At 66.1% G+C, this 14,350-nt stretch carries 11 protein-coding genes; 2 read left to right on the plus strand and 9 right to left on the minus strand.

The features are described 5' to 3' along the window. Positions 1–24: 24 nt before the first annotated feature. The 7 genes from folP to JS531_RS01450 all read right to left on the minus strand — a co-directional run bounded on the left by folP (position 25) and on the right by JS531_RS01450 (position 8,801). The gene (folP, locus tag JS531_RS01420) at positions 25–942 is read right to left on the minus strand and encodes a dihydropteroate synthase (RefSeq protein ID WP_214311555.1); all 918 of its coding nucleotides are present in this window, start codon (positions 940–942) and stop codon (positions 25–27) included. 83 nt (positions 943–1,025) lie between these two features. Then, positions 1,026–1,640, minus strand: a complete 615-nt coding sequence (folE, locus tag JS531_RS01425) for a GTP cyclohydrolase I FolE (protein WP_214311666.1) — start codon at positions 1,638–1,640, stop codon at positions 1,026–1,028. Positions 1,641–1,755: 115 nt separating this feature from the next. Continuing rightward, complete coding sequence (gene ftsH / locus JS531_RS01430) at positions 1,756–3,843, minus strand: ATP-dependent zinc metalloprotease FtsH (protein ID WP_214311557.1); 2,088 nt, start codon at positions 3,841–3,843, stop codon at positions 1,756–1,758. Continuing rightward, positions 3,840–4,403 (minus strand): hypoxanthine phosphoribosyltransferase, encoded by a 564-nt coding sequence (hpt, locus tag JS531_RS01435; RefSeq protein ID WP_214311559.1) that lies wholly within the window; start codon positions 4,401–4,403, stop codon positions 3,840–3,842. Before hpt ends, ftsH begins: the two co-directional genes overlap by 4 nt. 56 nt (positions 4,404–4,459) lie before the next feature. Next, a complete protein-coding gene (locus tag JS531_RS01440) occupies positions 4,460–5,896 on the minus strand; it encodes a D-alanyl-D-alanine carboxypeptidase (protein WP_214311567.1) in 1,437 nt (478 codons plus the stop codon). 119 nt (positions 5,897–6,015) lie between these two features. Beyond that, complete coding sequence (locus JS531_RS01445) at positions 6,016–7,239, minus strand: glycosyltransferase family 2 protein (protein ID WP_214311569.1); 1,224 nt, start codon at positions 7,237–7,239, stop codon at positions 6,016–6,018. Next, a complete protein-coding gene (locus tag JS531_RS01450; RefSeq protein WP_214311571.1) occupies positions 7,239–8,801 on the minus strand; it encodes an AI-2E family transporter in 1,563 nt (520 codons plus the stop codon). Before JS531_RS01450 ends, JS531_RS01445 begins: the two co-directional genes overlap by 1 nt. Positions 8,802–8,924: 123 nt before the next feature. Here JS531_RS01450 and JS531_RS01455 point away from each other — a divergent pair, with 123 nt between their 5' ends. Beyond that, positions 8,925–9,848 carry a glycosyltransferase family 2 protein gene (locus JS531_RS01455; protein ID WP_214311579.1) on the plus strand — a complete coding sequence of 308 codons (924 nt, stop codon included), beginning with the start codon at positions 8,925–8,927 and terminating at the stop codon, positions 9,846–9,848. A 191-nt stretch (positions 9,849–10,039) separates the two neighbouring features. Here JS531_RS01455 and fucO read toward each other — a convergent pair whose 3' ends face one another. Then, positions 10,040–11,191, minus strand: a complete 1,152-nt coding sequence (gene fucO / locus JS531_RS01460) for a lactaldehyde reductase (RefSeq protein ID WP_214311581.1) — start codon at positions 11,189–11,191, stop codon at positions 10,040–10,042. A 377-nt stretch (positions 11,192–11,568) separates the two neighbouring features. Here fucO and JS531_RS01465 point away from each other — a divergent pair, with 377 nt between their 5' ends. After that, positions 11,569–12,873 carry a class I SAM-dependent methyltransferase gene (locus JS531_RS01465; RefSeq protein WP_214311583.1) on the plus strand — a complete coding sequence of 435 codons (1,305 nt, stop codon included), beginning with the start codon at positions 11,569–11,571 and terminating at the stop codon, positions 12,871–12,873. Between the two features lie 232 nt (positions 12,874–13,105). On the opposite strand, the gene JS531_RS01470 is transcribed toward JS531_RS01465, so the two are convergent. Then, positions 13,106–13,537 (minus strand): nucleoside 2-deoxyribosyltransferase, encoded by a 432-nt coding sequence (locus tag JS531_RS01470; RefSeq protein WP_338024109.1) that lies wholly within the window; start codon positions 13,535–13,537, stop codon positions 13,106–13,108. Between the last annotated feature and the right edge of the window lie 813 nt (positions 13,538–14,350).

Genomic DNA, 14,350 nt, shown 5'->3' on the forward strand with positions numbered 1-14,350 from the left:
TTTCCGATTCCGGCGTCGCGGCCGTCAGCGGCCGGACGACGTCTCCTCGTGCGTCGTGGGACGGTCGGCGTCGCCGGCGTACCGGCGCCACGCGTCGCCCACGGCGACGGCGGCCTTGGAGCGCGTCACGTCGTGGACGCGCACGGCCCAGGCGCCGTGTTCCGCGCACAGGGCGCTGAACGCCGCGGTGGCGTCGTCGCGCGCGGCCATGTCCGGGTCCTCGATGCCGGCCTCGCCGAGGACGGCGGTCACGAAGCGCTTACGGGATTGGCCGATGAGCACCGGGAAGCCCGTGGCGCGGAATGCGCCGAGTCCGGCGAGCAGGGGCAGGTTGTGTTCGACGCCGGGTTTGGAGAAGCCCAGTCCCGGGTCGATGACGACGCGTTCGGGGTCGACGCCGGCGGCGAGCACGCGGTCGACCTGGCGCATGAGCTCGTCACGCACGTCGGCGAGCACGCCGTGCTCGTAGTGCGAGGTGTCGGCGTCGGGCGTGACGCCGTGCGAGCCGGCGAGCCAGCCGCGCCAATGCTGCACGATGTACAGGCAGTCGTGGTCGGCCGCCACGTGGGGCAGGTCCGGGTCGAGGGTGCCGCCGGAGACGTCGTTGATGATGTGCGCGCCCTCGTCGAGCGCGGCGGCGGCCACGGTGGCGCGCGTGGTGTCGATGGACAGCACGGCGCCGGAGGGGATGAGGGCCCTGACGGCATGGACGATGCGGGCGCGTTCGTCCTGTTCGGCCACGCGTTTGGCGCCCGGGCGCGTCGATTCGGCGCCGATGTCGATGATGTCGGCGCCTTGGGCGGCCATGGCCCTGCCGTGCGCGGCGGCGGCATCCGGGTCGAGCCAGAGGCCTCCGTCCGAGAACGAGTCCTCGGTGATGTTGAGCACGCCCATCACCAGCGTGTGTCCGGCGTCGCGCAGCGCGCGCAGGTCCGTCGTCATGTCCGTCTCCCCTCGATCGGCTCCGTGTTCCGTCCGATAACCGAGGCGAGGCCCCCTCATCGGGAGCCTCGCCTCGGTATCGGTCAATGGTTCATGATCAGGCTCATGGCCTCGGCCCTGGTGGCGGGGTTGCGCAGCAGCCCCCTCACCGCCGAGGTCACGGTGCGCGCCTCGGATTTCCTCACGCCGCGCATCGACATGCACAGGTGCTCGCATTCGGTGACGACGATCACGCCGCGCGCGTGGGCGTATTCGACGAGCGCGTCGGCGATCTGCTGGGTGAGGCGTTCCTGCACCTGCGGACGCCGCGCGTACACTTCGACGAGCCGGGCGAGCTTGCTCAAGCCCATGACGCCGTCCTTGGCGGGGATGTAGCCCACATGGGCCACGCCGTGGAACGGCAGCAGGTGATGCTCGCATACCGAATACAGTTCGATGTCCTTGACGAGCACCAGTTCGTCGGTGTCCACGGCGAACCGCTTCTCCAGCACGTGCTCGGGCGAGGCGGACAGGCCGGCGAACAGTTCGCGGCCGGCGCGGGCGATGCGGTCCGGCGTCTCGGCCAGCCCCTCGCGGTCCGGATCCTCGCCGATCGACGTGAGGAACAGCCTCACGGCCTGGCGCACGCCGTCCTCGTCGTACCGGACGGGACGCGCCGGCCGTGCCGGGCGGGGCGCCTGCTCCTCCACGGACGGCATGTCCACGGCGGGACGGTCCGCGGGGACGGGCGCCTTCGGCGCTCTGGGCGTTCCGGACTGCGGCGCGGGACGGCGGGCGGCGTCGGGGACGCTATGCGCATGTCTGGCCATGCGCTCACTCACCGGCCTTCATGCCCACGGATCGCTTGAGCGATTCGGGGATCTCGACGGGCGGGGTGTCGGAATCGGGGCGCCTGTCGTCGGACAGCCACACCTGGCGTTCCGGCGCCTTGCGGATGGGCGCGAAAATCTGGGCGAGCTCCTTCTCGTTGAGGGTCTCCTTGACGAGCAGCTGACGCACGAGCTCGTCGAGAATGTCCCTGTTCGCGTTGATGATCTCCCAGGCCTCGGTGTGCGCGGTCTCGACGAGCTTGAGGACCTCCTCGTCGATGATCTCGGCGGTGCGGTTCGAGTAGTTGTGCGGCGCGAGGCTTTCCAGGTCGCCGCTCTGCGCGTCGTCGTCCGACCACTTGATGGCGCCGAGCTTCGCGGAGAAGCCGTACTGGGTGATCATGGTGCGGGCGATCTTCGTGGCCTTCTCGATGTCGTTGGACGCGCCGGTGGTGGGGTCGTGGAACACGATCTCCTCGGCGGTGCGGCCGCCCATCGCGTACGCCATCTGGTCGAGCAGCTGGTTGCGCGATTCGGAGTAGCGGTCGGATGTCGGCATGACGGCGGTGTAGCCGAGCGCGCGGCCACGCGGCAGGATGGTCACCTTAGTGACCGGGTCGGTGTGGTGGAGCGCGGCGGCGACGAGCGCGTGGCCGCCCTCATGGTAGGCGGTGTTGCGCAGCTCGTCGAGGGCCATGCCCTTCGACTTGCGCTTCGGGCCGGCCTGGACGCGGTCGATGGCCTCGTCGATGGCGCGGTTGTCGATGAGCTGGGCGCCGGCGCGGGCGCACAGCAGGGCGGCCTCGTTGAGCACGTTGGCCAGGTCGGCGCCGGTGAAGCCCGGCGTGCGCACGGCCACCATGTGCAGGTCGACGTCAGGCACGAACGGCTTGCCCTTGGCGTGGACCTTGAGAATCGCCTCGCGGCCTTCGAGGTCCGGCGCGGCCACACCCACCTGACGGTCGAAGCGGCCCGGGCGCAGCAGGGCCGGGTCGAGCACGTCGGGACGGTTGGTGGCGGCGATGATGATGAGGTTGGTGTCGTTGTCGAAGCCGTCCATCTCGACGAGCAGCTGGTTCAGGGTCTGTTCACGCTCGTCGTGGCCGCCGCCCATGCCGGAGCCGCGCTTGCGGCCCACGGCGTCGATCTCGTCGATGAAGATGATGGCGGGGGCGTTCTTCTTCGCCTCGTCGAACAGGTCACGCACGCGGGAGGCGCCGAGACCGACGAACATCTCGACGAAGTCGGAGCCGGCCATCGCGTAGAACGGCACGCCGGCCTCGCCGGCGATGGCGCGCGCGAGCAGCGTCTTGCCGGTGCCGGGAGGGCCGTACAGGAGCACGCCGCGCGGGATGCGCGCGCCGAGCGCCTTGTACTTGGACGGGTCCTTGAGGAAGTCCTTGATCTCCTCGACCTCGGCGAGGGCCTCGTCCTCGCCGGCCACGTCGGAGAACTTCGTGGTGGGCGTCTGGCCTTCGAGCAGCTTGCCGTTGTTCTTCTTGCCGCCCATGCCGAGCATGCCGGAGGCGCCGCCCATACGGCTCATCAGCCACCAGAACAGCACGAAGAAGATGATGAACGGCAGTATGGAGGTGACCAGGTAGCTGAGCATGCTGGTCTGCTCGATGTCGGCGCTCCACCCCTTCGAGGGCTCGGCCTTCTGAACGGCCTTGAGGATATCCTGCCCCTGGGCGAACGTGTAGTAGAACTGGACCTTCTTGCCGTAGTCGTGGTTCTTGCCGGTGTCCGGGTCCTTCTTGTTGAAGTCGTCCTTGAGCTCGAGGGTGACCTTCTGCTTGTTGTCGACGATCTTCGCGTAGGTGGCCTGGCCGTCCTTGAGCAGCTGCAGGCCGTCCTTGGTGTCGATGGTCTGGGTGCCGGTGCCGGCGAACAGCTGGAACATCACCGCGACGAGCACCACGATGACGGCGCCCCACAGCCACGGGGACTGCCAGACCGGCCTGCCCTCGCCGTTCCTGTTCGGCTTGTTGCCGTTGCCGCGGTTGTCGTCGTTGCGGTGGAACGGGTTGGTGAACGGGTTGTTGCCGTTGCCGCCGTTGTTGTTCGGCCCCGGCCCCTGAGGGAAGCTCATGCCTGTCCTCCTTGGTAGACGTGCGGCTTGAGCACCGCGATCGAATCGAGGTTGCGGTATTTCTCCGCATAGTCCAGACCGAAGCCCACGACGAACTCGTCCGGAATCTCACGCCCCTTGTACTTCACATCGACCTTCACCTCGTGCCTGGACGGCTTCTCCAGCAGGGCGAAGATCTCGACGGACGCGGCGCCGCGGCGTTTGAGCTCCTCCACCAGCCACGCGAGCGTCCTGCCGGAATCCACGATATCCTCGACGATGAGAATGTGCCGACCGCGAACATCGGTGGACAGATCCTGACGAATCGTCACGGTTCCGCTGGATTCGGTGCCGGATCCATAGCTGGACAGGCTCATGAAATCCAGCTGGCAGGGGATGGACAGCGCCTGCGAGAATGCGGCGATGGTGTTCACCGCGCCTTTGAGCACGGCGACCAGCAGCGGGTCCTTCCCCGCGTAGTCGCGGCTCGCCTCGGCGGCCGCCCGGTCGATGATGGCGTGGATTTCCTCTGTGCTGACCAGCTCGTGGTCGATGTCGTCTTGTACGTCAGCGATTCGCATGCCCACCATCTTGGCACACGCGAATGACGTGTTTCTGGGCGGTTCCTGTGAGGGTTCTAGAGTTTCACCAAACCAGCGACCATCTGGTCGATGGCCTTGTTGGCGGCCCATTCGTTGGTGGCATGGTTGACGATGACCGCGAAGATGAGCTCGCCGCCGCCGGTGCGCGAGACGTTGCCGGCGAGCGAACGCACGCCGGTGAGCGATCCGGTCTTCACGCGCACCAGACCGCGCACGGCGTCGTCGGCCACGCGGTTCTTCGCGGTGCCCACGAGACCGGGGATGGACAGTCCTTCGGACGCGGCGGCGGCCCCGCCGTCCGGGTCGGCGAGCTTGGCCTGCACGCCGATGAGCGTGGACACGGTGATGGTGGTGCCGGGGGCGAGGCCCGAGCAGCTGCTCAGGGTGAGCCCCTCGGTGGTGATGCCGTTGTCCTTGAGGACCTTGGCCACGGCCGCGGTGTCGCCGGCGATGGAGTTCTCCTGTCCGGTCTTCAGCGCGGTGAGGCGTCCGAACAGTTCGGCGAGCGTGTTGTCCGAATGGCGCATCATGAACGCCATGATCTCGTTGAGGGGCGCGGAGCTCACGGCGGCGATGCGGTTGGAGTCCTCCTGCCCGCTGATGTCGGTGGAGTCGGTGACGGTGATGCCCCGTTCGGCGAGCAGCATCTTGAACGTGGCGGCGACGTCCTGCGCGGTGTGCTGGGAGAGCGCGGGGTATTCGGTGAACTGGTCCTTGTCCTGGGTCTCGAGTCCGGTCCAGTCGCGTCCGCCGTCGATGGCCATCGTGGAGATGGGCGTGTAGTAGCGGCCTTCGGGATTGTTGTCGACCATGTCGGGCGTGCGGTCCTCGCCGAAGAGCGTGTCGTCGTCGGCGAGCGCCACGGCGGTGATGCCCCGCTTCCCGAGCGCCTCGACGGTCCGGTCGGCGAGCGTGGCCAGCCCAGCCCGCCCGTTGATGTGGTCCGGGTCGCTCTGCCCGGCGCCGAGCAGCATGTCGCCGTGTCCTTTGAGCACGATGACGGGGGTGCCGTCGGTGTGGGTCAGGTGGACGGTGGTGTCGAGCGTCGAGCCCATGTCGAGGGTCGCGGCGGCCGCGTACGCGGTGAGTGATTTGGTGGTGGAGGCCGGTTCCCGCGGGGTGTCCGCCTCATGCTGCGCCACGATGGTGCCGTCCGTGGCGGCGATGACGGCCGAGTAGTCCGAGCCGACGCCTTCGGCCGTCCCCAACGCGTCGATGAGCGCCTGCGCCGCGGAGGCATCGATGGGCTTGTTCTTCTCCGCGTCCCCGGCGATGGTCCCGGCCGCAATGGTGGAGGCCGGGTCGGCGTAGGTGCGGACGGTGGTCTGCCGGAGGGTGAGCGGTCCGGGAACGACGTCGGCGATGTCGCCGGCCGCGTACGCCACGCCCCCGGCGAGCGTCAACGCCACGGCCACGGCGCATGTGATGACGCGATGTCCGACAGGTCTCCTGCCTCGTGCCCTGCGTGCCACCTGGTTCCACCGTCCTTACCAGTCGATGTCCTGCTTCCACATGGCCCGTGACGGTTCGCCGACGGGCCCGTTGCCCCACCAGCGTACCGCCATGCCTTGAGACCGGCGCGGCCGTCCGGTCATCCCTTGTGGGCGATGGGCTTCCACTGGGCCTTGGAGAAGATGGCCTGGAAGGAGATCGGCACGTAGGAGAGGATGTAGATGGGGAAGGCGAGCACGTAGGCGAACAGCTCCTTGTTGGTGGCGCCGATCTGCTTGCGTTCGGCCACGATGGTCAACGCGGCCAGGCCCATCATGGCGACGATGGACAGCACGATGCCGTTGGCCCATCCGGTGAGCGAGCTCAGCTGGCTGCTCCAAGTGACGAATCCGAACGCGGCGAACAGGAGTCCCAGGAGGATGCGCGCCACGCCGAGTACGGTGAACGGGCAGAGCAGCAGCGTGAAGTCCACGGCGGAGAAGTCGCGTTCGCGGACGGCGCGGCGGATGAGCGCGGGGCCGTAATACCGGAACACCTGCAGGAAGCCCTTGCTCCAGCGCAGGCGCTGCCGCCAGCTCTGCGCGAAGGTGACGGGCTGCTCGTCGTAGAGGATGGCGGTGCCGCAGTAGCCGACGCGGTCGCCGTGGAGCACGGAGTCCATCGTGAACTCGAGGTCCTCGGTGAGCAGGTGGAACTTCCAGCCCTTGTTGCGCTTCATGATCTCCTTGGAGAACATGAAGCCGGTGCCGCCCACGTGGCAACTGGATCCGAACAGCATGCGCGAGTTGTTGAGGAACCTGGATTCGCGGATGAACCACAGCGCGGAGCCGGAGGACACCCAATTGTCGTTGAGGTTCACGGAGTTGCGGTAGCTGGTGAGGATGCGGAAGCCCGATTGGAAGGCCTTGTTCATCTCCTCGAAGTAGTGCCTGTCGAGACGGTTGTCGGCGTCGAACACGAAGTAGGCGTCATAGTCGTCGGCGATGCCTTCGTCGATCATGTGGTCGAGCAGGTAGGTGAGCGCGTAGCCCTTGCCGATGAGCTTGTCGTTGTGGCGTTCCACCACGTGGCATCCCAGGTCGCGCACGACCTGGGCGGTGTGGTCGGTGCAGTTGTCGGCGACGAGCCAGATGTCGATGAGGTCGGACGGATAGGTCTGGTCGTGGATGCAGCCGATGAGGTTGCCGATGACGTTCTCCTCGTTGCGCGCGGAGATGAGCACCGCGTACCTGCGGTCCATCGGCGCTTCGGGGAAACGCACCGGCTTGGAGAACAGGGACATGAGCACGCAGGCGCCCTGGTAGATCATGCCGACGGCGCCGACCACGAACAGCAGCATGTCGAGTACGGTGAGCAGGACCATCAGTGCCACCTCGCACGGGGGTTGTCGTCCGTCGCGGCATCGGACGGAACGTCGGAGGAATCGGACGAAGCCGCGTCATCGGACGGGACGGAACCGTCGGACGACGCGTCGTCGTCGGACGGAACGTCATCGCCCACACCCTTGAGACCGGACGCGGCGCGACGGGACAGCACGCCCTTCGGAATGGCGACGGTGGCGGAATCGTCGCCCTCGCCCTCCCCCGCCTCGTCGGACGGAATGGCGTAGATCGCCTCCTGGAGACGGCGGATCTCGTCGTTCATCGGCACGCGGCTGGTGGAGCCCTTGGCCGCACGCGGCATATGGTCGCCGATCGGATGGAGCACATGCTCGTTGAACGCCTCGGACGCCTCGACCACCTTCGACTTGCGTTCCGTCACCGGATCGTTCATCAACGGCGAATCGACGAGCTCGTACCGACGCGTGTACACGCGGAAGATCACCTGAAGCGAGGCCGTCACCGGCAGCGCGAGGAACGCGCCCAACGCGCCGAACACGGAGCCGAACGCCAGCACGGCGAGGAACGCCACGGCCTCGTTGATGTCCATCGTGCGGCGGGAGATGATCGGCGAGAGCAGCAGGTTCTCGATCTGCTGGTACACGATGATGAACACGAGCACCGCCACCGCATACGTCCACCCGCGGTTGCCCCACGCGAACACCACCGGCAGCGCGCCGCCGATGTACGTGCCCACCGTCGGGATGAACTGGGAGACCACGCCGCAGAACAGGGCGAGCGGCAGCCAGTACGGCACGTTGAGCACCTCGAGGAAGATGGCCGTGCAGGCCGCGTTGATCATCGCGAGGATCGAACGGGAGAACAGGAACGAGGAGATCTGGTCCTGTGCCACCGTCCACACCAGTAGGAAGCGCTTCTGCATGCCCGGTGCCATCCACTGGCAGAAGGAGCGGCGGAGCTTCGGGCCGGCCGCGGAGATGTAGTAGGTGGTCATCACCACGGTGAGCAGCTGGAGCAGGAAGGAGAACAGACCGCCCACGGTGCTGACCGCCGTGCCGGCGAAGTCGCTCACCCACGAGCTCTGGATGTTCTTGAGCAGATCGGACTTCATGAGCTCGGAGCCGAGATTGTCCATGTCGGGGATGTCCACCGAGAACTGGTCCACCACGAACGTCCTGATCTGCTCGTAGGTGGCGGGGATGCCGTAGATCATGGCGATCATCTGCTGGAGGAACATGCTGCCGAACAGGGAGAGCAGCACGCCGATGACGACCGCCACCGTCAGCAGGCCGGCCAGCGAGGCGAAGCTGCGCTTCCAACCGTGGCGGACCAACGCCACGACCATCGGCTCGATGGCGAGCGCCAGGAAGAAGGAGATGATGATGTCGAGCACCAGATAGTCGATCTTGCCCCACGAGCGCCAGCAGAAGGCGAAGACGATGATGGCGATGGCCACGTAGAGCAACGCGCGGCTGAACCATTCCGGAGGTTTGCGCGGATCGCCCTTCGAGGGGAAGAGGGTGCCGAAATCCCAACGCTGTTCGGCGTCCTCGGCTGCGGTATGCTCACGCACGCTTTGATTCATGGCTCCCCATTGTAGCGACCGGGGCGATGGCCACGGAAAGTTCTCCTGCTGTTCGCTTTCAGGGCGCGCCACGGCCGTGTCCGCATCACCCCGTGTACGCCGACGGCATTATTCTTGGACATCATGCTGAACGTCTCGATCGTCATCCCGGCCTGGAACGAGGCCGAACGCATCGCCGACTGCCTGCTCAACACCATCCGGCAGACCGTGATGCCCTACGAAATCCTGGTCGTCGACAACCGGTCCACGGACGACACGTGCGCCATCGTCGAACGGTTCATGAAGGAGCATCCGGAGGCGCCCGTCAAGCTGCTGCACCAGGACGCCGAACAGGGGCTCATCCCCACGCGCGACTACGGCCTGAACCATGCCACCGGCGACGTGCTGGGACGGTTCGACGCGGACTGCATGATCAAGCCCGACTGGGTGGAGGTCGTCTCCGGCATCTTCACCGAAGACCCGGAGGCGATGGGCGCCACCGGGCCGGTGATGTACTACGACATGCCGTCACGCCACTTCGGCCTCAAGAGCGACAACTCACTGCGCAAGCGCATCTACCGCGCGGACGGCGGCCAGCCGCTGCTGTTCGGCTCGAACATGGCGCTGCGCGCCTCCGCGTGGCACGCGATCGCCGACGAGGTGTGCCGGGACAAGGCCGACGTGATGCACGAGGACATCGACATCTCCCTGCACCTCATGGGCAAGGGGCTGAAGACCGTGTACTCACCGCGCATGATCGCCGGCATGAGCGCCCGCCGCATGGACACGTCGCTCTCCTCGTTCCGCAACTACATGAAGCGGTTCCGCAACACGTTCGACGCCCACCCACAGCATTGGCGCAAGCACAAGCCGGAGATCCTGTTCACCGCCATGTACCCGGTGATGCACCTGTTCTACCCCGTGTGGCAGAAGGTGCTCAACACGGCGGACATCAACCCGGCCGAGGCGGCGTGGATCAACGAGCAGATGGAGCTCGCGGAGAAGGAGGGGCACGAGCTCTACGACGAGACGCCCACCGACGAGACCTACGACGAAAAGCACGAGTAGGCACGGGTGCCCCGGCCCCCGGGGCCGTCCGGTTCACGATTCTCCACGCCGAGGGATCGTGAACCGGCGCCCTGCACGGTAGGACATGACGAAGCCCGGAATCAGGCCGAAGCCGATTCCGGGCTTTGTTCGTTTCCGTTCGTTTCCGGTTCACGATTCTCCACGCCGGGGGATCGTGAACCGGCCGGACGTCACATCAGGGACTTGTAGATGGCGAGGATGTCCTCCTCGGTGGCCTTGCGCGGGTTGCCCGGCGTGCACACGTCGTTGAACGCGTCGTGGGCCAGCGGCTCGAGGTCGGCCTCGGTGGCGCCGACCTCGGAGATCGTGGTCGGGTTCTTCAGGTCCACGGTGAGCTTGTGGACGGCCTGCACGGCCTCCTCGCGCACCTTCTCCAGATCGCCGGTGTAGGCGTCCTCGACGCCGAACGCGTCCGCGATGTCGCGGTACTTCTCGCCGGTGTAGTCCTTGTTGTACTCCATGACCGGGGCCAGCAGGATGCCGTTGGCCACGCCGTGCGCCACGCCGAGGCGGCCGCCCAACGGGTGGGCCATGCCGTGCACCAGGCCGAGGCCCACATTGGAGTAGGCCATGCCGGTGATGTAGGAGGCGTACGCCATCTGCTCGCCGGCCGGCACGTCGCCGTCGGCGCTCTTGGCGAGGTTCTTGGCGATCATGCGGATGGTCTGCATGGACAGGCAGTCGGACAGGCTCCAGGCGCCCGGGGTGATGTAGCCCTCGATGGCGTGGGTCAGGGCGTCGAGGCCGGTGGCGACCTTGAGGCCGCGCGGCATGGAGTCGGTCAGGTCCGGGTCGACGAACGCGACGATCGGGATGTCGTGCGGGTCGACGGCCACGAACTTACGCTTGTTGGCGGTGTCCGTGATCACGTAGTTGATGGTGGTCTCGGAGGCGGTGCCGGCGGTGGTCGGCACGCCGAAGATCGGGACGGACGGGTTCTTGGTGTCCGCCACGCCCTCGAGGGACAGCACGTCGGAGAACTCCGGGTTGGCGGTGATGATGCCGATGCCCTTGCAAGTGTCCTGCGGGGAGCCGCCGCCCAGACCGATGAGGAAGTCGGCGCCGGAGGCGGCGAACTTCTCGACGCCGTCCTTGATGCACTCGACCGGCGGGTTCGGCTTGACGTTGGAGAACACCTCGTACGGCAGGCCGGCCTCGTCGAGGACCTTGGTGACCTTCTCGGCGGTGCCGGTCTCGAGCAGGACCGGATCGGTGACGATGAACGCCTTCGTGAAGCCGTGCTGCTTGGCGACGGCCGGAATCTCCTTGATCGCGCCGCGTCCGAAGTAGGCGGTCTGGTTGAAGATCATGCGATAGACCATGAGGCTCTCCTTTAAGCTATGTCCATTGTGTTCACTGCGGGCCGGTACATCGCTGCACCGCCCGACAGCCTCTTAGTGTACTCGCGGCTGCGGGCGCCGCCGGCATCCCGCCGGAGAATTTTCCGGGAATTCCCTGAGACGGTGTCGCGGCAACGCCCAGTTCCGGCCGCCGTCCTTGTCGAAACCGCGGAAATCGGCGCTAAACCGCGGCACGCCGGCGATGTCAACGAAACCATCATCACGCGGCCATACTCCACAGCGCACGGCGTTTCCTCCAAAACGCCCGGGACTAGGATATGCGTCGAAACGGGGTTTCATACGGACCGTGCGGCGGTTCCATGCACGGTGATGACAAGAACACGGATGGAGGCAGTGACATGGCGAATGGAAAATCGATGACGGTCGGGGAGATGGTGGGCCTGTTCCTCAAGGACGACGCGCCCGTGCGGGTGGACGCGTTCGACGGCTCGCATTTCGGTTCGGCGGACGCCGCGCTCAAGGTCCGCATCACCAGCCCGAACTGCATGTACCAGCTGCTCGCCCATCCGAACGAAATCGGAGTGGTGCGCGCCTATGTGCTGGGCGACTTCGACGTGGACGGCATCGACTACGCCGACCCGTATCCGGCGATGCGCGCGATGGTGTCGATGGCGAAGTACGTCAAGCCGTTCACGCCGGTCTCGCTGGCCCGCGTCTCGGCGGGCATCCTCAGCCACGGGTTCCGCAGGCCGCCGGTGCCGGCCACCGAGGGGCCGAGCAAGTTCGCGCGCATCAAGGAGGGGCTGCTCCCCCACACCGAGAAGGCGGACTCCGAGACGGTGAGCTTCCACTACGACATGTCCAACGAGTTCTACGCCGACTTCCTCGGCCCATCGATGACCTACACCTGCGCGGTGTTCGAGAACGAGGACATGAGCCTCGAGGACGCGCAGGCCAACAAGCTGCGCCTCATCCTCGACAAGCTGGGTCTTGAGCCCGGGCAGCGCCTGCTCGACATCGGCTGCGGATGGGGCTCTATGGTCATCGCCGCCGCGCGCCGCGGCATCAAGGCGTTGGGCGTCACGCTCTCCAAGGAGCAGGCGGCGTACGCGAACGAGTGGATCGCCCGCGAGGGGCTCTCCGATCTGGCGGAAGTGCGCGTGCAGGACTACCGCGAGGTGCCGGAGCGCGACTTCGACGGCATCAGCTCGATCGGCATGATGGAGCATGTGGGCGTGAAGAACTACCAGAGCTACTTCGAGGAGATGTACAAGCTGCTGAAGCCGATGGGACGTCTCCTCAACCACCAGATCACCATCAGCCACGACAAGCCGGACGGCAAGCCCGGCACCGACGAGTTCCTCGACCGCTACATCTTCCCGGACGGCGATCTCGGCGCGCCCGGCTTCATCGAATCCTGCATCCACGACGCCGGCTTCAACGTGGTGCATCAGGAGAACCTGCGCCAGCATTACGCGCTAACGCTGCATCATTGGAACCGGAACCTGTCCGAGCATTGGGACGACGCGGTGAGGCAGGTCGGCTTCGAACGGGCGAAGGTGTGGGGCCTCTACATGGCCGCGTGCGCGCTCAACTTCGAGCTCGACGGCATCCAGATCCACCAGTTCCTCGCCGTCTGCCCGGATCGCGTGGGGCATCCGGACGGCAAGTGGTATCCGCTGCGACCGTGGTGGAGGGCCTGAACCGTTCCCTGATTCGGGCTGCTCCCCTCAGTCGGCTTCGCTGACAGCTCCCCTCCGAGAGGGGAGACAGATGTGATGACGAGGATTCGCCGATGACTTCAAGCGGAGAGGGGATCCGCCGGCGGTATCGCGATGCCCGTCACGCCCCTTGCGAAAGGGCCGTGGCGGGCATCGTCGTATGCGGGGCGTCGCGTTCGTGCTCGGAGCCCCGGGACCTCAGGAGCCGGATCGTTCAGAACTGGATGTAGTCGATCTCCTCGTGCTCCCCCGTCTCCAGCCACTTCGCCAGATCCTCGGGGCCGGAGAACACCATCGTCACGGCCTGGGCCACCATGAGGTTCACCCGGTCCATGGGGGTGAGCCCCTCCCGATAGCCGTATACCGGCTTGCCCTGTGCATACGCGTATCCGATCTCGAACATGGTGCCGGCGTCCTCGTCCATGAGGTTCGCGATGACGGCCTTCGAGGCGTTGATGCCGGCGATGTCGTCGCGGAAGCAGCCGTCCGGTCCGACGTCCTCGATCTGGCTGACGAACCTCGGCTTGAACAGCGTCTTGCCATGGTCCTCCAGGGTACGTTCCAGCCGTTCCATGCTGTCCGACTGTTCCGGGTCGAAGAACGGCCCGGCCACGTAGTAGTCGTATGTCCTGTCTGTTTCGTTCACGTCCACCATTGAACACACGCCGTATGCGATTGCGCCCCAGTCAGTCACGTTTCGGACATCCGGCCGCATAATGGTCACTATATGGAATCCGACGCCCATCCCCCCGATGCCATCGGCGAAACGGCCCGGACACGGCATGACGAACCGCCTCGTGGAAACCACCATCAACGAAGCGACACGGCACAACCCCACCAGACCGTCTCGCCAACACCCCTCCCAGCGAAACGGTTCGGAACGATACGACGGAATCGCGTCGCGCAAAGGCCTCCGCGTGAGACAGCCCGTCAGAAACCGACCAATCTGCATCGCGAACCGACTCCTCAGCGAAGCGACACGGCACAATCCATCCAGACCGCCTCGCCAACACCCCTCCCAGCGAAACAACCAGGACACGGCATGACGAACCACCTCGTGGAAACCACCATCAGCGAAGCGACACGGCACAACTCCACCAGACCGTCTCGCCAACACCCCTCCCAGCGAAACGGTTCGGAACGATACGACGGAATCGCGTCGCGCAAAGGCCTCCGCGTGAGACAGCCCGTCAGGAACCGACCAATCTGCATCGCGAACCGACTCCTCAGCGAAGCGACACGGCACAATCCATCCAGACCGCCTCGCCAACACCCCTCCCAGCGAAACAACCAGGACTGTCTAGTCTCAGCGGATAGTTGACGCATGTCTCGGGGCATGGTTGACGCCATGTCCTGGGGCATGGTTGACGGGTGTCTCGGGGCATGGTTTACAGGTCGCCGGTTGTTGACCATGTATGGATACACAGTCACAGCAGCGGTCGGCATCATCATCCATCGA

Origin of the sequence: Bifidobacterium sp. CP2 (genome assembly GCF_018555635.1) — a bacterium.
In the GTDB taxonomy this organism is placed as follows: domain Bacteria; phylum Actinomycetota; class Actinomycetes; order Actinomycetales; family Bifidobacteriaceae; genus Bifidobacterium; species Bifidobacterium saguinibicoloris.